This is a genomic window from Rathayibacter sp. AY1C6 (assembly GCF_002931535.1).
GTDB lineage: Bacteria > Actinomycetota > Actinomycetes > Actinomycetales > Microbacteriaceae > Rathayibacter.
In genome coordinates, this window is record NZ_PSWC01000012.1 from 1 (window position 1) to 23,792 (window position 23,792).

Below are 23,792 nucleotides of genomic sequence, written 5' to 3' on the forward strand. Positions count from 1 at the left end.
GCGCGTCGCGCCCGGCACCCGCGACCTAGGGTGAGGGCATGCACCCGCTCGACGCCCAGGACCCGCTCGCGCACTGCCCCGAGCTGTTCGTCCGCACCCTCCGCCTCCTCCCGCCCGGAGCCCCGCGCATGAGGGTCACCGACACCAGCGACCTGTGGTGGCGCACCGCCGTCTTCTACAACCTCGACGTGAAGACGTTCATGGACTGGGACGACGACGGCGTCGGCGACCTCGAGGGCCTCGTCCACCGGATCGACTACCTGGCCGAGCTCGGCGTCAGCTGCCTCTGGCTCGCGCCGTTCTACCGGTCCCCCGGCCGCGACAACGGCTACGACATCAGCGACTTCTACGGAGTGGACGAGCGCTTCGGGCACCACGGCGACGTCGTCGAGGTGATCCGGACCGCCCACGACCGCGGGATGCGGGTGATCGTCGACCTCGTCGTCAACCACACCTCGGACCAGCACCCCTGGTTCCAGGCCGCCCGCTCCTCCCCCGACAGCCCGTACCGCGACTACTACGTCTGGCGCGACGAGCCGCCCGCCGATCAGCCCGCGAACGTGTTCCCGGACGCGGAGGACGGCGTCTGGTTCCGCGACGAGGAGGCGGGCCAGCACTACCTGCACCACTTCTACCGGCACCAGCCCGACCTCAACACCGAGAACCCGGCCGTGCGCGACGAGATCGCGAAGCTCATCGGGTTCTGGCTGCAGCTGGGCGTCGACGGCTTCCGGGTCGACGCGGTGCCGTACCTGATCGAGCCCGGCGCCCGCGACGAGCACGAGTGGCTGCGCCTGCTGCGCCGCTTCGTCTCGCGGCGCTCCGGCGAGGCGATGCTGCTGGGCGAGGTCAACGTGACCCGCGAGGAGCAGCTCGGCTTCTTCGGCGGCGAGGACGCGGACGAGCTGTCGATGCAGTTCGACTTCATCGGCAACCAGCGCCTCTACCTCGCGCTGGCCCGGGAGGAGGCGGCGCCGCTCGTCGAGGCGCTCGCGAGCCGCCCCGAGATCTCCGTCGGCAGCCAGTGGGCGAACTTCGCGCGCAACCACGACGAGCTCACCCTCGACCAGCTGAGCGACGACGAGCGCGACGAGGTCTTCGCGGCGTTCGCTCCGGAGCAGTCGCAGCGGATCCACGGGCGCGGCATCGTCCGCCGCCTCCCTCCGATGGTCGACGGCGACCCGCGCCGCGTCCGCCTGGTCCACAGCCTGGTCTTCTCGCTGCCCGGGACCCCGGTGCTCTACTACGGCGAGGAGATCGGGATGGGCGAGAACGCCGACATCCCGGGCCGCAGCGCCGTGCGGACCCCGATGCAGTGGAGCAGCGCCGCCAACGGCGGGTTCTCGCGCGCCGACGCCTCCGACCTGATCGCCGCCCCTCCCGGCGGCGGCTTCGGACCCGAGCACGTGAACGCGGCCGCGCAGCTCCAGGATCCGGACTCCCTCCTGGCCCACGTGAAGGGCCTCGCCTGGCTGTACCGGCGGTCGCCGGAGATCGGCTGGGGCGAGTTCACGCACCTCCCCTGCGACGAGCCGAGCGTGCTCGCGCACCGGATGTCCGCGTCGACCGGCACGACCGTCGCGGTGCACAACCTGGCGTCGAACCCGCGCACGGCGCACCTGACGCTCCCCGACACCCCCGCCGGGGCGCGGCTGGTCGACTCCCTCGGCGGCGAGTCGCTCCCGCTCGGCGAGGACGGCGCCGTATCGGTGCCCCTCGACGGCTACGGCGCGCGCTGGTTCCGCGTGGTCACGGAGGAGTCGCGCCGGCTGGTCTGAGCGGAGGGGCGGGGCTCTTCTCGACAGTCCAGGAGTCGTCGCAGTCGACCTCGAGTGCGGCGGCTCCTGCGTTCTCGCGCGAGCGAGCCGAGCGCGCGGCTCGAGAGTCCAGTAGTCGTCGCAGTCGCGCACGAGAGTGACAACTATTGGCGTTTCGAGGGGGGCGGGGCAGGAACGGAGGACGAAAGCACCCACCGCACGAAACGTTACGCTCATCGGTCCACAGCATCGTTGACGCCGCCACCCTCCCCCGCCTACCGTGAAGCGCAACGTTTCGCCCCCGCCGCCGCACCAGGAGGATCCGCATGGCCCCCACTCCGCCGAGCCACCGCGTCCTCGCCAGCGGCAGCCGCATCCCCGCCATCGGCGCCGGGACGTTCGGCTCCGACCGCTACGACGCCGAGACCGTCGGCCTCGCGGTCGAGCACTCCCTCCGCGCCGGCTTCCGCCTCCTCGACTGCGCCACCGTCTACGGCAACGAGCCGCGCGTCGGCCGGGCGATCGCCGACTCCGGAGTCGACCGCGACGAGCTCTTCGTCATGTCGAAGATCTGGAACGACGCGCACGAGCCCGCGGCGGCCGTCGCCTCCGTCGAGCGCTCGCTCGCCGATCTCGGCCTCGACGTGCTCGACGCCGTCTTCGTGCACTGGCCCTTCCCCAACCACCACCCGCCGCACGCCGAGACCGACGCACGCGATCCGCACGCCCGCCCGTACGTCCACGAGGCGTTCCTCGAGACCTGGCGCGCGCTCGAGAGCCTGGTCGACCGGGGCCTCGTCCGGCACCTCGGCACCTCCAACGTCACGATCCCCAAGCTCGAGCGGATCCTCGCCGACGTCCGCATCGCCCCGCAGCTGAACGAGATGGAGCTGCACCCCTGCTTCCAGCAGCCGGAGCTCTTCCGCTTCTGCCTCGACCACCGCATCCAGCCGATCGGCTACTCGCCGCTGGGCTCGCCGTCGCGGCCGGAGCGCGATCGGGTGGAGGGCGACATCGTCGACATCGAGCACCCCGCGGTGCGGGCGATCGCCGACGAGCGGGGCGTGCATCCGGCCGTCGTGTGCCTCGCCTGGGCGGTGAACCGCGGCCAGATCCCGATCCCGTTCGCGGTGAAGCCGGAGCAGATCGAGGCGAACCTGGCCGCCGCCTCCCTGGTGCTCACGGCCGAGGAGCAGGAGGCGCTGCGCGGCGCCGAGCGCAACAACCGCCTGATCAAGGGCCAGGTCTTCCTCTGGCCCGGCAGCACCGGCTGGCTCGACCTGTGGGACGCCGACGGCACGATCCCGGGCTGGAGCGGCTACGGCTCGCCCCGCGCCACCCTGTGACGTGGCCACCTACAAGGACCTGCAGCGGCTGACCGGCCTCTCGCTCTCGACCATCTCGAAGCACTACAACGGGCTCCCCGTGCGCCCCGAGAACCGGGCGGCGATCGAGGCGGCGGCCGCCGAGGTCGGCTTCCGGGTCAACGGCTTCGCTCGAGGCCTGCGCTCGCGGCGCTCCCGCACGGTCGGAGTGCTGCTGCCCGCCCTCGACAACGAGTTCCACCTCTCGATCATCGCGGGCCTCGAGCGGGCCCTGCGCGAGGAGGGCATCGGCGTGCTGGTCGGCGTGAGCCGCCCCGAGCCGGGAGCCGCGGTCGACCTGCTGCTCGAGAAGATGGTCGACGGGATCGTGGCGGTGCCGTCCGCGGGCGACGTCGACGCGCTGCGCCGCGCCTCCGAGCAGGGCACCCCCGTGGTGGCCGTCGACTGGATCGACGACGCACTGGTCACCGATCGCGTCGCGCTCGACAACGCGGGCGCCGGCGCCTCCGCCGCCCGCCACCTCCTCGACCACGGCCACCGCTCGATCGCGGTGCTCGGCGGGGAGGACGGAGTGTCCTCCACCCGGGAGCGGACCGCCGGCTTCCTCGCCGCACTGGCCGAGCGCGGCGTCCACCCCGCCGCCGACGCCGTGGTGCGCGGCCCGCTGACGGTCGAGAGCGGAGTCGCCGCCGTCGAGCGGATCCTCGCCCTGAGCCCCCGGCCGACCGCCCTGTTCGCGAGCAACCGCGAGCTGACGGTCGGCGCCCTGATCGCCCTCGGCGACTCCGGACTGCGCGTGCCGACGGACCTCTCCGTCGTCGGCTTCGACAACGTCGAGCTGGCCTGCGTGGTCCGCCCGCACCTGACCACGATCGCCCAGCCGACGGAGGCGATCGCCGCCGAGGCCGCCGCCCTCGTCCGCCTCCGCCTCGACTCCGGGGCGGAGCAGCCCGGTCCCCAGGAGCGGAGGCTCCCCGGCCGCCTGCTCGCCGGCTCGTCCGTCGCCCACCTCCACGACCTCTAGGAGCTCCTCTTGCTGACCACGACCCTCCTCCACCCCGAGATCCTGCACGCGCTCGCCCGCGCGGGCCACGGCTCCCGCGTCCTCATCGCCGACGGCAACCACCCCGTCGGCACCACGCTCGGACCGAACTCCGCGCTGGTGCATCTGAACCTCCGGCCCGACATGCTGACCGTCGACGAGATCCTCGACGCCCTGCTCTCGGCGATCGTCGTCGAGGAGGCGACGGTCATGACGCCCGCGCCCGGGATCGACGTCCCCGCGCAGGACGCCTTCCGCCGGTCCCTCGACGGCGTCCCCTTCACCTCGCTCGAGCGGCACGCCTTCTACGCCGAGGCGCGCACGCCCGACGTCGCGCTCACCATCGCCTCGGGCGACCGCCGCATCTACGCGAACCTCATCCTCACGATCGGCGTGCGCCCGGCCGACGCGTCCTGAGCGGGCGGACGGGCGGGCCTCGTCCCGCCCGACCCGCTCCCTGAGAGTCCACGAGGCGTTCTCACGGCCGGCATCCCTACTCTGGTCGGCGTGGATCTCGACACCCTCCTCAACATCGGCCTCGTCGTTCTGTTCGTCCTCCTCGGAGGCGTCTTCGCGGGCACCGAGATGGCCATCGTCAGCCTCCGCGAGAGCCAGGTCCGCGCGATCGAGGCCGGCAGCGAGCGCGGCCGGCGCATCGCCGAGCTCGTCCGCAACCCCAACACGTTCCTCTCCGCGGTCCAGATCGGAGTCACGCTCGCCGGCTTCTTCTCCTCGGCGTACGGCGCCTCGACCATCGCGCCCGACCTCGTGCCGCCGCTGCAGTCGCTCGGCCTCTCGGCCTCCGCCGCCTCGACCGTCGCCCTGATCCTGATGACCCTCGTCATCGCGTACCTCTCCCTGGTGCTGGGCGAGCTGGTCCCCAAGCGCCTGGCGATGCAGAAGTCCGTCGCGTTCACCAAGGCCCTCGCGCCCCCGCTCAACGCCCTCGCGCGCCTGATGCGCCCCGTGATCTGGCTGCTGTCCGTCTCGACCGACGCCGTCGTCCGCCTCCTCGGCGCCGACCCGCGCGAGAAGGGCGAGAGCGTCTCGGCCGACGAGGTGCGCGACATGATCTCCAGCAACACCGAGATCCACGAGGACAGCCGCCGGCTGCTCACCGACATCTTCCGCGCGGACGACCGCCGCGTCGCCGAGGTGATGCGCCCGCGCCCGGACGTCGACTTCCTCCGCGGCGCGCTCAGCGTGGCCGAGGGCTACGCGGCGGTCCTCGACCAGCCGCACTCGCGCTACCCGGTGGTCGGCGACGACTTCGACGACGTGCTCGGCTTCGTCCACGTGCGCGACCTGATGTCCGCGTTCCCGGAGGCGGGCCGCGCCGGCACCGCGAGCAGCGTCGCCGACATCACCCGCCCGATCCTCGCGGTCCCCGGCACGACGAAGGTGCTCGCGGCCCTGCGCACCATGCGCCAGGACGGCCACCAGATCGCCGTCGTCATCGACGAGTACGGGGGAACCGACGGCATCATCACGCTGGAGGACCTGCTCGAGGAGCTCGTCGGCGAGATCTACGACGAGTACGACGGCGCCCGCCAGGCGGTCGACGCGAAGGCGGCCGAGCAGCTGCACGACGTCGACGGCGGGATGATCCTCGAGGACCTGGCGGAGCAGCTGGGCATCGAGCTGCCCGAGGGTCCGTACGAGACGGTCGGCGGCTTCGTCCTCGACCGGATCGGCCGTGTGGCCGTCGTGGGCGACTCCGTGCTCGTTGGCGACCACCTGCTCCGCGTGGCCGAGACGGACCGCTACCGCATCTCGCGGCTGACCCTCGTGCCGCAGCCCGCGTCGGAGCCGAGCCCGCCGACGGCGCCCGCCGTCTGACGGGCGACCGGCCGCGCCTAGGGCAGAGGGCCCTCCACCCAGCGCGTGGCGGCGCGGCCGCGGGCTCCGGGCTGCGCGATCCACAGTCCGCCGGCGTGCGGATGACGCGCCCGCTCGTCCGCCGAGAGGTCGCGTGATGCGGAGGTGACGACCGCGAAGTCCAGGTCCTCGCCCGCGAAGGCGATGCTGGAGGAGTGCGGGGCGTCGATCCTGATGCCCTCGCCCTCGACCGGGCTGCCGTCGGCCTCGAACACGCGGACGCCGCTCCCGCCCCAGACCGCGACCCACACGCGGCCGTCGGCGTCCACGGTCAGTCCGTCGGCGAACACGCCCTCCTCGAGCTCGACGAACGGCTCGCGCGGGCCGTGCTCGGCGTCCGCGTAGGAGCGGCGGTGGATCACGCCCGACTCGGTGTCGGCCGAGTACAGCACAGAGCCGTCCGGCGAGAAGCCGAGTCCGTTCGAGAGCCGCAGGTCGTCGTCGAGCACGGTGACGGATCCGTCGTGCTCGATGCGCAGCAGGACGTCGTCGCCCGCCGACTCGCCGAGGGTCAGCGAGCCGACCAGGAGGCGCCCCTGCGGGTCGATCGTGCCGTCGTTGAAGCGGTGCCCCTCCGGCAGCAGCTCGGAGCCGCGCGTGAGGGAGCCGTCGACCTCCAGGATCGCGAGCCGCCGGGTCAGCGCGACGAGCGTCCGCCCGTCGCCCAGGGGCAGCGCGGCGCCGACCTGCTCGCCGACGTCGGTGCGCGAGATCGCTCCGATCCCCTCCGCGGTGACGGGGGCGGACAGGACCGCGCCGGCCTCGATGTCGACCCAGGTGAGGCGGGCGGTGTCCGGATCCCAGACGGGCCCCTCGCTGAGGACGTAGGTGGGGGTGCCCGCGGGCGTCGCGTCGATCATGCCTCCACGCTAGGCCGAGGAGGCGGGCGGTGTCAGGCCCCGCGGGACGGATCCGGGCTCGCGTCCACCGCGCCTCGCTCCGGATCCGTACCGACGAGCTCCGCGCCGCGCTCCGCCTCCGGGTGGGCACCGATCCCCGGGATACACCCGCTCGGCGGTCCCTGACAAGGGGTGAATAGCCCGGCGATATGGAGCCGCCCGCGGGTCTAGTGTCGTCTCGCCGCGCTCGGGACAGCGTTCCTCCGCAACGACGCCGGGGCGACAGGAAGGCGCTCGCCATGTCGACATCCACCAGTCCGCGCGGCCCGGTCCGGAGCCTCGTGCCCGCCCGCATCGACAGGCTCCCCTGGACCCGCTTCCACTGGTCGATCGTCGTCGGCCTCGGCTTCTCGTGGGTGCTGGACGGACTCGAGATCCAGATCGTCGCCTCCGCCGGCTTCGCGAAGGAGTTCGGGCTCTCGGCCTTCGAGGTCGGCCTGCTCGGCACGATCTACCTGTGCGGGCAGATCGCGGGCGCCCTGATCTTCGGGCGACTGAGCGACAAGCTCGGGCGGCGCAAGCTGTTCATCCTGACGCTCGTCATCTACCTGGTCGCCAGCGGCCTGGCGGGACTCGCGCCGAACTACGTCTTCCTCGCCGTGTTCCGCTTCTTCGCGGGCATGGGGATCGGCGGCGAGTACGCGGCGATCAACTCCGCGATCGACGAGCTCATCCCCTCCAAGTACCGCGGCCGCGTCGACATCGCGATCAACGGCACCTACTGGGGCGGCGCGGCTCTGGGTTCCGCGGCCAACCTATTCTTCCTGAACGACGCGCTCTTCGCCGAGAACGTCGGCTGGCGCCTCGGCTTCTTCCTCGGCCCGATCCTCGGACTGGCGATCATCTACCTCCGCCGCCACATCCCCGAGAGCCCCCGCTGGCTGATGACGCACGGCCGCGAGGAGGAGGCGGAGCGCACCGTCGACGAGATCGAGCGCCGGGTGAAGGCCGAGGGCGGTGTGCTCGAGCCGGTCGACGACGCGAAGGCGATCACCGTGAAGGCGACGGAGAGCATCCCGTTCCGCACCATCGCCCGGGTGCTGCTGCGGCAGTACCCCAAGCGGACGCTGGTGGGCGCGACGATGATGATCACCCAGTCGTTCCTCTACAACGCGATCTTCTTCACCTACGCGCTGGTGCTCGAGAACTTCTACGGAGTCGAGCAGAGTGCGATCTCGTACTTCTTCTTCCCGTTCGCGATCGGCAACCTCGTCGGGCCGCTGGTGCTCGGCCACCTGTTCGACGTGTGGGGCCGGCGGAAGATGATCTTCCTCACCTACGGCGTCTCGGGAGCGGTCCTGGCCGTCTCGGCGGTCCTCTTCAGCATGGACGTCCTGACCGCGACGACGCAGACGATCCTCTGGTGCGTGTCGTTCTTCTTCGCCTCCGCGGGAGCCTCGAGCGCCTACCTCACCGTGAGTGAGATCTTCCCGCTCGAGCTGCGCAGCCAGGCGATCTCGTACTTCTTCACCCTCGGCCAGATCGCCGGAGCGGTCGCCCCCGCCCTCTACGGCGCCCTGATCGGCGACGGCAGCGACCGCGGACCGCTGACGATCGGCTACTTCGTCGGCGCCGCCGTGATGATCCTCGGCGGCGTGATCGCCCTGATCTTCGGCGTGGACGCCGAGCGCCGCAGCCTCGAGAGCATCACCGAGCCCCTGTCGACCGTGAAGTCCTGAGGGCGGACCGCCGCCCGCCGGCCGAGCGCCGCCCGGAGCCGGCGTCTCGGAGCCGGCGTCTCGCAACCGGCCTTCCGGAGCCGACGTGAGCCGGCGTCAGTGGGCCGGGCGGTAGCCGGTCCGGTCGTCGGGGGTGATCGAGCGGAGGACGCGGGCGGGGACGCCGGCCGCGATGGTGAGCGGAGGGACGTCGCGGGTGACGACGCTGCCCGAGCCGATCACGGCCCCGTCGCCGATGGTGACGCCCTGGTTGATCGTGACGCCGCCGCCGATCCAGACGCCGTCGCCGACGACGACCGGCTTCGCAGTGCAGGCGCCGGCGGCGCGCTCGGCCGGGTCGAGGGCGTGGTTCGACGTGTAGATCGCGACGCGGGGGCCGAACAGCACGTCGTCGCCGATCGTGATGGGGGCGCCGTCGAGCAGGATGCAGTCGAAGTTCGCGTAGAAGCGGTCGCCGATCGTGATGTTGAACCCGAACTCGCAGCGGAACGTCGGCTCGAGGTGCGCGTCCGCGCCCACGGAGGCGACGAGCTCGCGGAGCAGTGCCTCCCGCTCGACCGGCGGACGCCCGAAGCTCGCGTTGTACGCGTTCGAGGCGAGGACCGCCCGCTCGCGCGCGGCGACCAGCTCGGGGGTCATGTCGTCGTACACGGCGCCGGTCAGGATGTGCGCGCGCTGGTCCTCGAGGGTCATCGTCGTCCGTTCGTCGGTGTCGACGCCCCGACGGGCGTCCGCGCCCACGCTACGGGGCCGCGCGCCGGGACACCGCTCCTCCGCCGACGCACCGCTCCTGCAGCGATGACTCGATGACGGAGCGGCGTCTCGGCGGAATCGCGCAGCAGGAGCGGCACCTCGGCGCCGCCACGCCCCGCCCCGCTGCAGGCGTCAGCCCACGTGCACGCCCGGTCGGCGGTCGCGGCGGGACTCCGCGCGGCGGAGGACCTCGCGGGTGACGGGGGCGACCTCGCCGGTGCCGGTGATGAGGAAGCGGAACATGTTCGAGATGGGGCCGCCCTCGGTCCACTCGAAGTAGACGTCCGGGATCACGCCGGTGAGGTCGCGGATCTCGAGCAGCACCGTGGCGATGGTGTTCGGGATGTTGCCGCTGGTCACCGTCAGCACGCGGAAGCCGTGGCAGACGCGGCCCTGCACGACCAGGTCCTCCTCGAAGTCGGAGGAGTCGGTGGTGTGCACCTCGAGGAAGAGCACCGGCCCGCGCATGGGCAGGTTGCTGTCGCGCTGCTCCTCCGCCAGCTTGTCCCGGTACTCCGCCTCGGAGCCGTCGTCGGGCTCGTTCGCGAGGATGCGGATCACGCCGTAGTCGTCGGCGTCCGTGGTGAGGAAGTCGATCGCGGCGGCGTCGAACACCACGGAGGTGGCGCGCAGCTGGAACGAGCGGTGCACCCGCGAGACGAGCGAGACCGCGAGGATGCCGACGATGAAGACCGCCGCGATCCGCACGCCGTCGGGCCTCTCGACCACGTTCACGACCGTCGTGTAGACGAAGACCAGCGCGATGACCGCGAAGCCCACGGCGCGCTTGCGCTGCTTCCTGCGCTTCGCCGAGAGGAACACGGCGACGGACGCGGAGGTGATCAGCACCAGCACGCCGGTCGCGTAGGCGCCGCCCTGCGCGTCGACGTCGGCGCGGAAGAGGATCGTGATGACGAAGGCCACGACGGTGAAGACCAGCACGAGCGGACGGACGGCGCCGGCCCACTGCGGAGCCATGCCGTAGCGGGGCAGGTAGCGCGGGACGATGTTGAGCAGGCCGGCCAGCGCGGAGGCGCCCGCGAACCAGAGGATGCAGATCGTCGCGACGTCGTAGACCGTGCCGAAGCCCTCGCCGAGGTACTCGTGCGCGAGGTAGGCCAGCGCGCGGCCGTTGGCCTCGCCGCCCGGCTGGAACTGCGCCTGCGGGATGAGCAGCGTGGTGACGAAGCTCGAGGTGATGAGGAACGCCGACATCGTGACGGCGGCGGTGATGAGCAGCCGCTTCGCCCCGCGGATGCGGCCGACCGGGGCGTCCTCGGTGTCGCCCGCGTCGCCGCGGATCTGCGGCATGACAGCAACCCCGGTCTCGAAGCCGGAGAGCCCGAGCGCGAGCTTGGGGAACACGATGAGCGCGATGCCGACCATGATCAGCGGATTCCCGTGCTGGGTCGTGAGCGCCGACCACCAGTCGCCGATGACGACGGGGTTCTCGGCCACGTGCCCGATCGCCACGGCGATCACGATCGCGTTGAGCAGGAGGAACACGGCCACGAGCACGACTGCGATCGAGATGGCCTCGCGGAACCCGCGGAGGAACACGATCCCCAGCAGGGCGATCAGCCCCAGCGTGAGCGGCACCTCCGCCCCGTGGAACCAGGCGGGAGCGAACGGGTTCTCGACCGCGTGCGCCGTCGCGTCGGCCGCCGAGAGGGTGATCGTGATCATGAAGTCGGTGGCCGCGAACCCCAGCAGCACCAGCACGAAGAGCTTGCCGCCCCACCAGGGCAGCAGGCGCTCGAGCATCGCGATCGACCCCTCGCCGCGGAAGCTCTCGCGGGCCACGCGGCGGTAGACGGGGAGCGCGCCGAGGAGCGTCAGCACCACCAGGACGATCGTCGCGAGCGGCGAGACCAGGCCCGCGGCGAGCGCCGCGATCGCCGGCTGGTAGCCGAGGGTGGAGAAGTAGTCGACGCCGGTGAGGCACATGACGCGCCACCACGAGTGCGTCCTGCCGGTGGCCGCGTGGGGGCCGGGGTGGGCTCCGGAGTCGTCGCGGAGGCCCTCGAGGAGCCACGCCTTCACCCCGCCCGCGCGCGCGGAGGAGAGAGGGGAGGGTTCGAGGGCGTCGGGGTCGCCACGGACGACGGAAGAGGTCACTGGATGTTTCTACTCGCCGTGAGGAGCGCGCCCGCCCGGAATGAGCGGATCCTCACGCTTTCCTCACGGGTAATCGGCTGGGGAGGGACGTCGACGCGCGATCCCGCGCCGTGAGGGCATCGTGAGCGTCGCGCGAGCGGACCGTGCGGATCGGCCCGGTACGCGTCCGCGTTCCGTCAGGATCCCCTCGCACCCGCCGTCGCGGGCCGACGATGGCGCTCGTGCACCTGCTCCTCCGCCTCCTCGACGCCGGCCCCCGCTGGGGCCGCCACACCGTCGGTGCGAGCCGCTACGGCGTCGTCCGGAGCGAGCTCGTCGTCTTCGCGCCCGGCACCTCCGTCGAGGAGCGGACGCGCCTCCGCCTGCACGCGGCCGGTCCGCAGCTGGTCGTTGCCGTGACGGCCGCCGGCGCCGTCGGGACGCTCGCGCTCGACCGGCTGCCGCTCCTCCTGCTGGCCGCGCTCGCCCTGCCGACCGCGTCGCTCCTGCTCCTCTCGGCCCGCGCGACCCGCCGCCTCCGCCGGGCCTGCGCCCGCCGGCTCGTGATCGCGGACGTCGACTCCCCCGCCGTCGCCGAGCAGGCGGCGATCGCGGCCGTGCTGCGGCGGGCCGACCGGCTGCTCGACGCCGGCGTCCTCACTCCGCTCGAGCACGAGGAGGTGTGGGCCTGCGCCCACGACCGGGTCGCGGGCCGCGTGGCTGACCGCCGCTCCCAGCCCCGAGCGGGAGGATCGGGGACGTCCGCCACCGATGGGAGCCCCTCATGACCACACCGCGCCGCGCACTGATCCTCGTCGACGTGCAGCAGGAGTACTTCAGCGGTCCGCTCGAGATCCAGTACCCGCCGCACGCGCAGTCGCTGCCGAGGATCGCCGCCGCCCTCGACTCCGCCGCCGCCGCGGGCCTCCCGATCGCCGTCGTCCAGCACAGTGCGGGCGAGGGAGCGCCGATCTTCGACCCGTCGGGCCCGTCCTTCGCGCTGCACCCGGAGATCGAGAAGCGCCGCTCGGACTCGTGGAAGAGCGTCACGAAGCGGTTCGGCACGGTCTTCGCGGGGACCGACCTGCTCGACTGGCTCCGCGAGCACGACGTCGACACGATCACCCTCGTCGGCTACATGACCAACAACTGCATCCTCGCCTCGGCCGCCGAGGCGGAGACGCACGGGCTCCGCGCCGAGGTCCTCTCGGACGCGACGGGCGCGATCGCGATCGCGAACGACGCCGGCTCCATCGACGCGCACTCCCTGCACACCACGCTGATGGCGCTGCTCAACTCGAACTTCGCCGCCGTCGCCCCGACCACCGTCTGGATCTCGGCGCTGAAGGGCGAGTACACGCTCCCGATGAGCAGCCTGCCCGAGTCGGCGACGGCGGGCGCCGCTCGCTGACCCCTCCGCGCGAGACGCCGCTCCGGTGCGGCCGGACACAGCGTGTCGCGGACCGGAGCGGCACCTCGCGGAGGGAGGACGGTGCGCCTCAGCGCAGCGACTCGAGCACGGCCTCCAGCTCGTCCACGGCGAAGTCGATCTCGGCGGCGGTGACCACCAGCGGCGGCGCCAGGCGGATCGTCGAGCCGTGCGTGTCCTTGGCCAGCACTCCGCGGGCCATCAGGGCCTCGCAGACGGCGCGGCCCGAGGCGAGCCCCGGGTCGATGTCGATGCCGGCCCAGAGTCCGGCGCCGCGGACGGCGACCACTCCGCGGCCGATGAGCGCCTCGAGGCGGGCGTGCAGCTGGGCGCCGCGCTCGCGGGCGAGGGCCTGGTACTCGCCGGTCGCGAGCATCTCGACGACCGCGAGGCCGACGGCGGCGGCGAGCGGGTTGCCGCCGAAGGTGGAGCCGTGCTGGCCCGGCTGCAGGACGCCGAGCACGTCGGCGTCCGCGACCACGGCCGAGACGGGGACGATGCCGCCGCCGAGCGCCTTGCCGAGCAGGTAGACGTCGGGGACGACTCCGCCCAGGTCGCAGGCGAAGGTGGCGCCGGTGCGGCCGAGGCCGGACTGGATCTCGTCGGCGATGAAGAGGACGTTGCGGCGCGCGGTGATCTCGCGGACGGCCGGGAGGTAGTCGGCCGGCGGCACGACGATGCCCGCCTCACCCTGGATCGGCTCGATCAGCACGGCGACGGTGTCGTCGTCGATCGCGGCCTCGAGGGCCTCCGCGTCCCCGAACGGGACCGTGCGGAATCCGGGCGTGAACGGGGCGAAGCCGTCGCGCGCCTCCGCGTCGTCGCTGAACGAGATGATCGTGGTCGTGCGGCCGTGGAAGTTGCCCGCCGCGACGATGATGTTCGCCCGGCCCGGAGCGACGCCCTTGACCCGGTAGCCCCAGGCGCGGGCGACCTTGATGCCCGACTCGACCGCCTCCGCGCCCGTGTTCATCGGCAGGACCATGTCCTTGCCGGCGAGCGCGGCGAGCGCCGTGACGAACGGGCCGAGGCGGTCGTTGTGGAACGCGCGGCTGGTCAGGGTGACGCGGCCGAGCTGCTCGCGGGCCGCCTCCAGCAGCACCGGGTGCGAGTGGCCGAAGTTCACGGCGGAGTAGGCGGCGAGGCAGTCGAGGTAGCGGACGCCCTCGACGTCGGTGATCCAGGCGCCCTCGCCGGTGGCCGCGACGACGGGCAGCGGGTGGTAGTTGTGGGCGGCGTGCTCCTCCTCCGCGGCGATGAGGGCGGTGGAGCGGGCGGTGTCGGTGTCGGTGTCGGTGATGCTCATGTCGTTCCTCCTGAGGGGACGATCGACTCTCCAGGAGTCGTCGCACTCGGCGTCGAGTGCGACGGATCGTGGACAGTGGAGGGTGGGTCGGCGCTGCGGGTCGCCGACCACGGGGAGTGGGTCAGCGGCGCAGCTCGAGCGTGCAGCACTTCACGCCGCCGCCGCCGAGCAGCAGCTCGGACAGGTCGACGCCGATCGGGTTGTAGCCGCGCTCGCGCAGCTGGCGCTCGAAGCCCGTCGCACGGGACGCGATGACGACGTTGAGGCCGTCGGAGAAGGAGTTGAGCCCGAGCACGGACGCGTCCTCCTCCGAGACGAGGATCGCGTCGGGGTAGAGCTCGCGGAGGGTGCGGTTGCCCTCCTCGCTGAACGCGCTCGGAAGGTAGGCGATGTTCGTGTCGTCGAGCACGGCGATCGCGGTGTCGAGGTGGTAGAACGACGGGTTCACGAGCTCGAGCGTGACGACCTCGCGGCCGAAGACGCGGGCGACCTCGGCGTGCGAGTCGGAGGCGGAGCGGAAGCCCGTGCCGGCGAGGATCCGCTCGCCGACGAGGAGGAAGTCGCCCTCGCCCTCGTTGACCTCCTCGGGGACGCGGACGTCGAAGCCGGCCGAGCGGAACCAGTCCATGTACGCCGGGCCCTCGGGCTGGCGCTCGGGGTAGGTGAAGGAGGCACCGTAGGCGATGCCGTCGATCACGAATCCGCCGTTGGCCGCGTAGACCATGTCCGGCAGTCCGGCCTCGGGCTCGATCAGCTCGATCGTGAAGCCGAGATCGGCGTAGGTGTCGTAGAGGGTCTGCCACTGCCGGACGGCGAGGGAGGTGTCGGTGGGGACCTGCGGGTCCATCCACGGATTGATGCGGTAGACGACGGTGAAGTGCTCGGGACGGCACATCAGGATCGTCTTCGCGACGGGAGTTCGGGCGGGTGCCTCTGCGAGCACGGCGGTATCGGTCATTCGAGTCCTCCTGCGAAAGGATGCGGATGAGCGGACCGGGTCCAGTGGCTCCGTGCCCCGCGCATGACGCAGCGGGATGGAGCACGCTCGCGCCCAGTCTTGCACGCGCCGATCGTGCGGTTCTCGCCGTAGAGCGCACGGAACGCGCGTGAACGGTGGGTGCAGCGCGGGAAACCACCGCGGCTCTCGCGCGGGGCACTGTGATGCCGCCGCGGATCCTCTTCCCCGCCCTGAGGCAGGGGCTTTCGGAGCAACGACGTTGCGCCTCTCGGCGAGAAGGCCTTATCCCTCTCTCTTGTCATCGCGCTGATGACATCTGTGGAATCCGCCGAATTCTGCCCTGAATGGGGGACTTAGTGCAGCGATAAGCGGCATGGGACGATCCCTCCGGCCCGACAGTCGTCGGCCTTCTCGCTCCGACGAATCCGGATGCCCTCCTCCATGCGAACGAAGACCCTCAGCGTCTCCCTTTTCCTCGCCCTGCTCCTCTCCCTCTTCGTCGCGACCCCGGCCCAGGCCGCGGGCTCGCCGGCTGCGCCGACGAACGTGACCGTGACCGACAACGACTGCACCGATGCGGTCACCGTCTCCTGGACGCCGTCCGCGTCGGCGACGGCCGGATATCGGATCCACGTGTCCGCCCGCTACTCGGCCTACTACTACGAAGACAACTACGGGAAGTCCTATTCGGTGAGCCTCGTCGAGACCGGGAAGACCACGACCGCCACGATCAACCTCCCCCGCTCGCAGAAGAACTATGCCTTCGAGGTGTCGAGCGTGACCGACCTCCGGGCGCCCTTCGCGGGCGGCACCGACGGCCTGCCGCTCGTTGCGTCGTCGACGCAGAGCTCGCCGAGCGAAGCCTCGTTCTTGCACTTCTGGGACGTCCCCGCACCGGGAGATTTGAGCGTTGCAGCGGACGCGTCCACGTATCTGGCTTCCGCCCGATGGGCACGACCGTCGGTCAATGGCCAGGCCTGCAACTTCGACGAGTACCGCTACACCATCAACGACTTGGCGTCATCCGACGACCCGACCGACCACGGCTACTTTGATGGCAGCCTTCCATTTACAGACACCTCCTACGACTTCCCGTACCTGCCCCACCACCGGTACGTCTTCTGCCTCTGGGCGACCTCTGAGAGCGAGGAGTCGTACGAAGGGGGAGACCACAACACCTATGCGGACTCTCCCGCCTCTTGCGCCACCTTCGGCGCCGACATCTCGGCGCCCTATTCGCCTGGCGGCGTGTACGCCGACTCCTCCGGCACCTCCATCACGGTCCAGTGGGACGCCCCGTACTACGACGGCGGCAGCCCCATCACGGGCTACAGAGTCAGCCGCAACGGCACAGACGCGGCCGGCAGCGGCCCCTGGTCGACCGTCGTCTCGGCCGACCGCCGCTCGCAGACCTTCACGAACCTCCGGCCCAACACGTCCTACTCCTTCACCGTCCAGGCCATCAACGCGCTCGGCAGCAGTTCACCGACGACCTTCGTCCAGACCGCCGACCCGTACGAAGCCCCGTCCGTTCCCACGCGCGTCGCCGGCACCACGAACGACAGCGTGCGATCCGCGACGATCTCCTGGGCGCCTCCGGAGTCGGCCGGCAACCCGGCGATCACCGGCTACCGCGTCTCGCGCAACGGCGTCGACAACGCGGGTGCCGGTCCGTGGTCGACGACGGTCGCCGCCACCGCCCGCTCCTTCACGTTCACGCACCTGGCTGCGGGCGCCACCTACACGATGAGCGTCAGCGCTATCAATGCCGGAGGCGACAGCGGGGCGGCATCGACCGTCGTGCGCATCGGCGGCACCGCCCTCACCGCCGCGACTCCGACCATCACCGGCACCGCCGCGGTCGGCTCGACGCTCACGGCGAGCGCCGGCACCTGGGGTCCCTCCCCCGTCGCCCTCGCCTACCAGTGGCGCGCGAACGGCACCGCGATCAGCGGGGCGACCGGCACCACGTACCGCCCGGTCGCGGGCGACGCGGGCAGGGTGATCACCGTCGCCGTCACGGGCTCGAAGTCGGGCTACGTCTCGACCACGCGGGTCTCCTCCGGGACCGCTGCCGTGACCGGCGGCGCGATCACCGCTGCGACGCCGACCATCAGCGGCACCGCGAAGGTCGGCTCGACCCTCACCGCCAAGCCCGGCACCTGGGGCCCCTCCCCCGTCGCCCTCGCCTACCAGTGGAAGGCGAACGGCACCGCTCTGAGCGGGGCGACGTCCGCGACGTACACGCCGACCGGCGCCACTCTCGGGAAGACGATCACCGTGACGGTCACGGGGTCGAAGTCCGGATTCACCGCCGTGACGAAGACCTCCGCGAAGACGAGCGCCGTGGTGGCGGGCACCCTCTCCGCCGCGACCCCGACGATCACCGGCACCGCGAAGGTCGGCTCCACCCTGACCGCCAAGCCGGGCACGTGGGGCCCCTCGCCGGTGGCCCTCACCTACCAGTGGAAGGCGAACGGCACCGCGATCTCCGGGGCGACCTCCGCCACCTACAAGCCGACCAGCGCCACGGTGGGGAAGAAGATCACGGTGACCGTCACCGGCAAGAAGGCCGACTACACGACGGCGACGCGCACCTCCGCCGCCACCGCAGCGGTCGTCAAGTAGGGGATCCGACCCGGGCCGCCGGGGGAGCCTGCTCGCGCGGACTCCTCCGGCGGCCCCGGGAATCCACCACCATCGTCCCCCGGACGGGGGCCCATCCCGCCGACACCCGCCCTCGCCCGGAGGCGGGCGGCGGCTAGCATTCAGACACCGTGTCCGCCGCGGCCTCCCGCGGATCCTGCCGAAAGGCCCGCCGTGCCCGCACGCCCCCTCGCCGCGATCGGCGTCTCCGCTCTCCTGCTGGCCGGCCTCGCCGCCGGTCCGGCCGTCGCCGCCCCCGACCTCCCGGGCGCGAGCGCCGCGCAGGAGGCGGCCGCCGAGGTCGTCCTGTCCGGCACCATCGCGCTCCGCGACGCCGATGAGGAGCACCCCGCCCCCGAGAACCCGTACTTCTACGTCCAGGTCGAGGACGCCGAAGGGGACGTGGTCGCCCAGGCGAACACGGGCGCGGACTTCTCCCTCCCCGTTCCCGGCGGCGAGCCCCTCACCGTCCGCGCGAACCTGATCGGCAGCGACGACTGGTACCCGACCTGGTTCGGCGACACCCCGGTCGCCGAGGCCGCGAGGACGACCCGGGGGACCGACGAGTCCGTCGCCATCTCCCTCCTGCGCAGCGCCGAGCTGTCCGGATCGGTCACCGCCGACGCGGTCCCGGGCGTCTCCTCCCCCTCCTTCGACGTGCAGGCCTGGTGGGTCGACGGAGGGACGTACTCGCTGCTCGACACCGTCCCCGTCACCGGAGCCCCCGGCGCCGCCCGCGCGTGGGACACGGGCGACCTCGCCCTGCCCGCCGGCGACTACCTCCTGCGCCTCGTGGAGCCGGGGTACCCCGCCTACGACGACCAGTACTTCTCGCGCCTGGCCCGCCTCGACGAGCGCGCGGTCGTCTCCGTGCCGCCGGGCGGCCGCAGCGGCATCGACTTCTTCCCGTCCGCCTACTCCTCCGACGTCGCCCGCCTCGCCGGGACCGACCGGTACGCGACCGCCGTCGCGGTGACCGCCTCCGGATTCGCCGACGGCGCCCCCGTCGTCTACCTCGCCAGCGGAGCGAACTGGCCGGACGCGCTGAGCGCCGGCCCCGCCGCCGCGAAGCAGGGCGGCGCCCTCCTGCTCACCGACCCGAGCGTCCTGCCCGCCGTGGTGGCGGCCGAGCTGCGCCGCCTCGCCCCGCAGCGGATCGTCGTGGTCGGCAGCGCCCTCTCCGTGAGCGAGTCGGTGCTCCAGCAGGTGAAGGCCCTCGGGATCCCGACCGAGCGCATCGAGGGCGTCGACCGCTACGACACCTCGCGCCGGATCGTCGAGGACGCCTTCCCCGACGGCAGCTACGAGAACGTCTTCGTCGCGACCGGCACCAACTTCCCGGACGCCCTCTCGGTCGCGCCGATCGCCGGCCGCCGCGCCGAGCCCGTCCTCCTCGTCGACGGCGCCCGCTCGCGCCTCGACCAGCCGACCCGTGACACCCTCGCCGGACTCGACCCCTCCTCCGTGCAGCTGCTCGGCGGTGCGCCGTCGATCTCGACCGCCGTGGAGGCCGACCTCCGCGCCGCGAAGATCGCCGACACCGTGTCGCGCATCGCCGGGACGGACCGCCACGACACCAGCCGATACCTCAACGACGTCTTCCCGCCGTCCGAGCTGGGCGACACCGTCTACCTCGCGACCGCCACCGGCTTCGCCGACGCGCTGGCCGTCGGCCCGGTCGCCGCGAAGCAGGGCGCCCCGCTCTACCTCAGCGAGCCGACCTGCCTGCCGCGCAGCACCCGTGTGAAGATGCAGGGCCACGACCTCGATCAGGTGCTGCTCCTCGGCAGCCCCCTGACCCTGTCGGCGCAGGTGCGCTCGCTGTCCGCCTGCTGAGACCCGAGACGCACCGCACGAGCCCTGGAGATCCATGAGCCCCACCGCCGACCGTCCCCTCCTCGTCGGCATCGAGACCGGGGGCACGAAGGTCGTCGCGGCGGTCGCCGACGCCGCTGATCCCGAGCGGATCCTCGCGACGACGACCCTGTCGACCCGCGGGCCCGCCGAGACTCTCGCCGATCTGGCCGGCTTCGTCAGCGGCCACGGAGTCGAAGGCACCGTCGCCGCGGTCGGCGTCGCCTCCTTCGGCCCGCTCGACATCGATCTCGGCTCGCCGACCTACGGGCACCTCACCTCCACGCCGAAGCTCGGCTGGGAGGGCACCGACGTCCTCGGCCCGATCGGCGCGGCCGCACCGGGCGCCCGGCTCGCGCTGGTCACCGACGTCAACGGAGCCGCCCTGGGCGAGGCCCGCTGGGGCGCCGGAGCCGGAGTCGACGACTTCGTCTACCTGACGGTCGGCACCGGAGTCGGCGGCGGCGTGATCGCGGGCGGACGGCTCCTCGCCGGCAGCGGCTGGCCCGAGGTCGCGCACCTGCTGCCCCGCCGCCACCCCGAGGACGGCTTCGCCGGCACCTGCCCGTTCCACGGCGACTGCCTCGAGGGCCTGGTCGCCGGTCCCGCGATCTCGGCGCGCTGGGGCGTCGACGGCTCCCGCCTCGGCCCCGAGGAGGCGGCCGCGAACCTCCGCTTCAGCTCCTACTACCTCGCGCAGCTCGTCACGACGCTCGCCTACGTCGCGGGCGTGCGGCTCGCGGTCGTCGGCGGAGGCGTGTCGAAGACGCCGGGGCTCGTCCCCGCGGTCGAGGCCGAGGTCGAGCGGCTGATGGGCGCGCCCGGAGCGACGGGGACGGGCGGCGGGCGGATCCGCATCGTGCGCCCGGCCCTCGGCGACGAGTCCGGGGTGCGCGGGGCGATCTCGCTGGCGGAGTCCCTGCTCGCCTGAGCTCTACCCTCGTCCCATGAGCGACCGACCCGTCGACCCCTCCGCCCCCGACTCCGGTCGCGACGAGACGGTGGAGGAGCGATCCGACCGCAACTGGAACGAGATCCTGCAGGAGCTGCGGGTCGTGCAGACCGGCACGCAGATCCTGGGCGGCTTCCTGCTGACGCTGTGCTTCCAGCAGCGCTTCGCCGACCTCGCGCCGCCGGACGTGGCGCTCTACCTCGTGCTCGTCCTGCTCGCCGCGTGCGTCACGATCCTGGCGCTGGCGCCCGTCATCGCCCACCGGCTGCTGTTCCAGCGGCGGAGGAAGGCCGAGCTGGTGCGGTTCGGCAACCGGGTGGTCACGGTGTGCCTCGCGGCGGGATCGCTGCTGTTCGTCGGAGTCGTGGGCTTCGTGTTCGACGTCGTGCTGGGCGGGCCGGCGGGCCTCTGGGCGGGCGGAGGCGTGCTGCTGCTGCTCGCCGTGGTCTGGGCGACCGCGCCGGTCCTCCTGCGGAGGCGCTGAGGGCGGCGGAGTCTGCCCGCCCCTCCCCCGCGAGTCAACGGGGTACCCGGCTCCGCCGCGCTCTTCCTACCGTGGCCGCGAGGCGCGCACCGCGCCGACGCGAGAGGAGCACCATGACCGACCGGACCGAGCAGCCGCAGGAGAACCCGCAGAACCACGACCACGTCGACGACGCGGGCGTCGACAAGCCCTCGCAGGCCGAGGGCGACGACACCGAGGGATCGGCCGGCTGATCGCCGCCTCGATCCCCGTCCTCCCCGCCGTTGACAGCAGCGCGGCCGTCCTCGCCGACGGCTACCTCTTCGGGACGCGGCGCTTCGACGACGTGGGCGCGGACGCGTTCCGCACCCGGATCCTCGGACGCCCCGTGATCATGGCGCGCGGCATCGAGGCGGCGCGCTTCTTCCACGAGGGCGGGCGCTTCGACCGCGAGGGCGCGCTGCCCGGCTCGGTGCTGCACCTCCTGCAGGACGAGGGCAGCGTGCAGACCCTCGAGGACGAGCCGCACCGGCGGCGGAAGCGGATGTTCCTGGATCTGGTGGAGGCGCCCGAGCAGCGGTCGAGGCTGGTCTCGGCCTTCGCGCGGGAGTGGCAGGCATCCGCCGCCCGGCTGACCGGCGAGCGGGTCCGCCTCCAGGACGTCGCCGCGGAGGTCCTGGGCCGCGCGGTCCTGTCGTGGGCCGGCATCGAGGCCGACGAGGAGGAGGTGCTGCGGCGCACGGACGAGCTCCGGGCGATGATCGACAACGCCGGGCGCTTCGGCCCGCCCAACTGGGCCGCACGACTCCGCCGCCGCTCGACCGAGCGGTGGGCGCGCGGCCTGATCGAGGCGAGCCGGACGGCCGGACCCTCCCCGACTCCCCTGCACCGGATCGCGCACGAGAAGGAGGACGGCGGCCTCCTGCCCGTCGAGGTCGCCGCGGTGGAGCTGATCAACCTGCTGCGGCCCACGGTCGCGGTGGGGCGCTTCGTGGTGCTGGCGGCGCTCGCGCTGCACCGGCATCCGGAGTGGCGGGAGCGGCTCGCCGACCAGGAGGAGCGCGTCGCGTTCGCGAACGAGGTGCGGCGCTTCTACCCGTTCTTCCCGATGGTCGGAGGAAGGGCCCGCCGGGAGCTGGACTTCCGCGGCGAGACGCTTCCCGCGGGGCAGTGGATGCTGCTCGACCTCTACGCGACGGACCACGGCTCGCACTGGGAGGCGCCGGGCCGCTTCGATCCGGAGCGGTTCCGGTCGCCGGTCGACCGCAACGGCTTCATCGCCCAGGGCGGCGGGCACTACGGAGGCGACCACCGGTGCCCGGGCGAGCCGGCGACCGTCGACCTGCTGTCCGCGGCGCTGGAGCTCCTGGCCGCGGGGCACCCGTACGACGTCGAGGACGGGCAGGATCTGCGCGTGAGCCTGCAGAGCTTCCCGACCGGGCCGGAGGACGGCTTCGTGGTGAGGTTCCGCTAGGGGCGGGCGGGCTCGGCGGGCGGCCTCGGCGGGGGCGGTCCTCCTCCACAGGCCGCGGTTCCGCGCGCTCTCCCCGGATCCGCTCGGGCACTCCCCGCCCGCCTCGCCCGACGAGCACGCTCGGGGGATGCAGAAGCCGAGTCAGTCCTCCGGAGCGTCGAGCTCCTCGAGCGCCCGCAGCGCCTCGCGGGCGCGCTCGAGCCGATCGGCCTCGGGCTCGTCCCACCATGCCGGTCCGCGCTCGCCCAGCCCGTGCTTGGCGAGCCCGACCCTCCTGCGCGCCAGCGCCTCCGCCTCCGCGTCCTCGTGCATCCTGGCCGAGCGCACTCCCGAGCGCCCGCGCCCGAGGTGCGAGGTGAGGACGGCGACCACGTCCTCCGGCAGCGAGGGGTCGGTGCGCCGCCACCGGCGGCCCTTCACCACGAGCCAGCGCTCGTCGTCCTCGTCGCTCACCCCGTCACCGCCGCCTCGGGTTGAGCCGGTCACCGGTGCTCGTGAGGTCCACCTGCTCCGGCAGCAGGAGCGCCTCGATCCGCCCCGCGGCGGAGAGCCGCAGCAGGTCGTCGACGAGGGCGCGCGAGCCGCCGATCAGCGTCGAGTCGAAGTCGACCTCGCTCGCGAGGTACCAGGCCCGGTCCTCCGGCCAGAGCGCGAGCGGAGTCTGCACGACGAGCCCGGAGGCGTCGGCGAAGCCCGCCGCGCGCGCCCACGCGGTGTCCTCGAGCACCCTGACGTCGAGCGAGAGCAGAGGCCCCTCCCGCCCCGGCAGCTCGACCGTCGCCGCGGCGGCGGTCTCGGGGTGCTCCCAGCCGGTCGGCCGGGTGTCGCTCATCCACTCGGGCAGCTCATCCGAGGCGTCCGAGCGGGAGATCAGGATCCGCGACCCGCCGCTCAGCACGCCGAACCCCTCCCAGAACACGGCGAGGCAGTCGTCGGGGGTGCTCGTGTGCTCTGCGAGCACGGCCGCGACGGCCGCGAGCTCGTCGAGCGGGAGCACTCCGAGGCGGGGCTCCGCGTACTCGTCGGGACGCTCGCCGGTGAGCGAGTACCACTGCGCGAGCGGATGCAGGAGCGTCCCCTCCCGCTCGGCGACCTCGCGCCAGCGCCGGGGCGGGTCGTCGGAGGGGTGCAGGATCCGCACGGCCGCCTCGAACAGCGGAGGGACGATCCCCTCGAAGCGCCCGAACGGGCCGAGAGCAGCCAGCATCGGCTCCGCCCGCGCGGCGTCCCGCTCGGCGCGCAGGGGCGCGTCCCGGGGTGTCGGCTCGACCATCGGCCCA

General features: G+C 72.7%; 20 protein-coding genes. 13 read left to right on the forward strand and 7 right to left on the reverse strand.

Annotated elements, in window-relative coordinates; genetic code table 11:
* Window positions 1-128 precede the first annotated feature (128 nt).
* The 5 genes from C5D36_RS08935 to C5D36_RS08955 all read left to right on the forward strand — a co-directional run bounded on the left by C5D36_RS08935 (window position 129) and on the right by C5D36_RS08955 (window position 5,963).
* A complete protein-coding gene (locus C5D36_RS08935; protein WP_104295695.1) occupies window positions 129-1,778 on the forward strand; it encodes an alpha-amylase family protein in 1,650 nt (549 codons plus the stop codon).
* 305 nt (window positions 1,779-2,083) lie between these two features.
* On the forward strand, window positions 2,084-3,103 hold the full coding sequence (locus C5D36_RS08940; protein ID WP_104227328.1) for an aldo/keto reductase: 1,020 nt from the start codon (window positions 2,084-2,086) through the stop codon (window positions 3,101-3,103).
* Window position 3,104: 1 nt separating this feature from the next.
* Window positions 3,105-4,106: a LacI family DNA-binding transcriptional regulator gene (locus C5D36_RS08945; RefSeq protein WP_104295655.1), complete on the forward strand. Its 1,002-nt coding sequence runs from the start codon at window positions 3,105-3,107 to the stop codon at window positions 4,104-4,106.
* A gap of 9 nt (window positions 4,107-4,115) precedes the next feature.
* Complete coding sequence (locus tag C5D36_RS08950) at window positions 4,116-4,541, forward strand: RbsD/FucU family protein (RefSeq protein WP_104295656.1); 426 nt, start codon at window positions 4,116-4,118, stop codon at window positions 4,539-4,541.
* Between the two features lie 90 nt (window positions 4,542-4,631).
* Window positions 4,632-5,963 carry a hemolysin family protein gene (locus tag C5D36_RS08955; protein ID WP_104233863.1) on the forward strand — a complete coding sequence of 444 codons (1,332 nt, stop codon included), beginning with the start codon at window positions 4,632-4,634 and terminating at the stop codon, window positions 5,961-5,963.
* Between the two features lie 17 nt (window positions 5,964-5,980).
* On the opposite strand, the gene C5D36_RS08960 is transcribed toward C5D36_RS08955, so the two are convergent.
* Complete coding sequence (locus C5D36_RS08960; RefSeq protein ID WP_104295657.1) at window positions 5,981-6,862, reverse strand: SMP-30/gluconolactonase/LRE family protein; 882 nt, start codon at window positions 6,860-6,862, stop codon at window positions 5,981-5,983.
* A 278-nt stretch (window positions 6,863-7,140) separates the two neighbouring features.
* Between C5D36_RS08960 and C5D36_RS08965 the strand changes: the two genes are divergently transcribed.
* Window positions 7,141-8,580 carry an MFS transporter gene (locus C5D36_RS08965; RefSeq protein ID WP_104227324.1) on the forward strand — a complete coding sequence of 480 codons (1,440 nt, stop codon included), beginning with the start codon at window positions 7,141-7,143 and terminating at the stop codon, window positions 8,578-8,580.
* A 96-nt stretch (window positions 8,581-8,676) separates the two neighbouring features.
* Here C5D36_RS08965 and C5D36_RS08970 read toward each other — a convergent pair whose 3' ends face one another.
* Together C5D36_RS08970 and C5D36_RS08975 are read right to left on the reverse strand one after the other, a co-directional pair.
* Window positions 8,677-9,273 (reverse strand): sugar O-acetyltransferase, encoded by a 597-nt coding sequence (locus C5D36_RS08970; RefSeq protein WP_104258293.1) that lies wholly within the window; start codon window positions 9,271-9,273, stop codon window positions 8,677-8,679.
* A 192-nt stretch (window positions 9,274-9,465) separates the two neighbouring features.
* Window positions 9,466-11,451, reverse strand: coding sequence for an amino acid permease (locus C5D36_RS08975; protein ID WP_374953291.1), 1,986 nt, complete (start codon window positions 11,449-11,451; stop codon window positions 9,466-9,468).
* A gap of 221 nt (window positions 11,452-11,672) precedes the next feature.
* Here C5D36_RS08975 and C5D36_RS08980 point away from each other — a divergent pair, with 221 nt between their 5' ends.
* Together C5D36_RS08980 and C5D36_RS08985 are read left to right on the forward strand one after the other, a co-directional pair.
* Window positions 11,673-12,218 carry a DUF6611 family protein gene (locus tag C5D36_RS08980; RefSeq protein ID WP_146083722.1) on the forward strand — a complete coding sequence of 182 codons (546 nt, stop codon included), beginning with the start codon at window positions 11,673-11,675 and terminating at the stop codon, window positions 12,216-12,218.
* Window positions 12,215-12,841 (forward strand): isochorismatase family protein, encoded by a 627-nt coding sequence (locus C5D36_RS08985; RefSeq protein WP_104295659.1) that lies wholly within the window; start codon window positions 12,215-12,217, stop codon window positions 12,839-12,841. The genes C5D36_RS08980 and C5D36_RS08985 overlap by 4 nt, the downstream gene beginning before the upstream one ends.
* 88 nt (window positions 12,842-12,929) lie before the next feature.
* On the opposite strand, the gene rocD is transcribed toward C5D36_RS08985, so the two are convergent.
* Both rocD and ddaH read right to left on the reverse strand, forming a co-directional pair.
* A complete protein-coding gene (gene rocD / locus C5D36_RS08990) occupies window positions 12,930-14,165 on the reverse strand; it encodes an ornithine--oxo-acid transaminase (protein ID WP_104295660.1) in 1,236 nt (411 codons plus the stop codon).
* Window positions 14,166-14,286: 121 nt separating this feature from the next.
* The gene (ddaH, locus tag C5D36_RS08995) at window positions 14,287-15,123 is read right to left on the reverse strand and encodes a dimethylargininase (RefSeq protein WP_104226838.1); all 837 of its coding nucleotides are present in this window, start codon (window positions 15,121-15,123) and stop codon (window positions 14,287-14,289) included.
* Between the two features lie 441 nt (window positions 15,124-15,564).
* Here ddaH and C5D36_RS09000 point away from each other — a divergent pair, with 441 nt between their 5' ends.
* The 5 genes from C5D36_RS09000 to C5D36_RS09020 all read left to right on the forward strand — a co-directional run bounded on the left by C5D36_RS09000 (window position 15,565) and on the right by C5D36_RS09020 (window position 22,512).
* Entirely contained in the window at window positions 15,565-17,751 is a 2,187-nt protein-coding gene (locus C5D36_RS09000; protein ID WP_181072831.1) for a fibronectin type III domain-containing protein, read from the forward strand.
* A 192-nt stretch (window positions 17,752-17,943) separates the two neighbouring features.
* The gene (locus C5D36_RS09005) at window positions 17,944-19,605 is read left to right on the forward strand and encodes a cell wall-binding repeat-containing protein (protein ID WP_104295662.1); all 1,662 of its coding nucleotides are present in this window, start codon (window positions 17,944-17,946) and stop codon (window positions 19,603-19,605) included.
* Window positions 19,606-19,639: 34 nt separating this feature from the next.
* The gene (locus C5D36_RS09010) at window positions 19,640-20,554 is read left to right on the forward strand and encodes an ROK family protein (RefSeq protein ID WP_104295663.1); all 915 of its coding nucleotides are present in this window, start codon (window positions 19,640-19,642) and stop codon (window positions 20,552-20,554) included.
* A 16-nt stretch (window positions 20,555-20,570) separates the two neighbouring features.
* Window positions 20,571-21,059, forward strand: coding sequence for a DUF6328 family protein (locus tag C5D36_RS09015; protein ID WP_104223741.1), 489 nt, complete (start codon window positions 20,571-20,573; stop codon window positions 21,057-21,059).
* A gap of 325 nt (window positions 21,060-21,384) precedes the next feature.
* Window positions 21,385-22,512 (forward strand): cytochrome P450, encoded by a 1,128-nt coding sequence (locus C5D36_RS09020; protein ID WP_219812588.1) that lies wholly within the window; start codon window positions 21,385-21,387, stop codon window positions 22,510-22,512.
* 141 nt (window positions 22,513-22,653) lie between these two features.
* Here C5D36_RS09020 and C5D36_RS09025 read toward each other — a convergent pair whose 3' ends face one another.
* The gene (locus C5D36_RS09025; protein WP_104273215.1) at window positions 22,654-22,965 is read right to left on the reverse strand and encodes a biopolymer transporter Tol; all 312 of its coding nucleotides are present in this window, start codon (window positions 22,963-22,965) and stop codon (window positions 22,654-22,656) included.
* A gap of 4 nt (window positions 22,966-22,969) precedes the next feature.
* On the reverse strand, window positions 22,970-23,785 hold the full coding sequence (locus C5D36_RS09030; protein ID WP_104295665.1) for a hypothetical protein: 816 nt from the start codon (window positions 23,783-23,785) through the stop codon (window positions 22,970-22,972).
* Window positions 23,786-23,792: the final 7 nt, after the last annotated feature.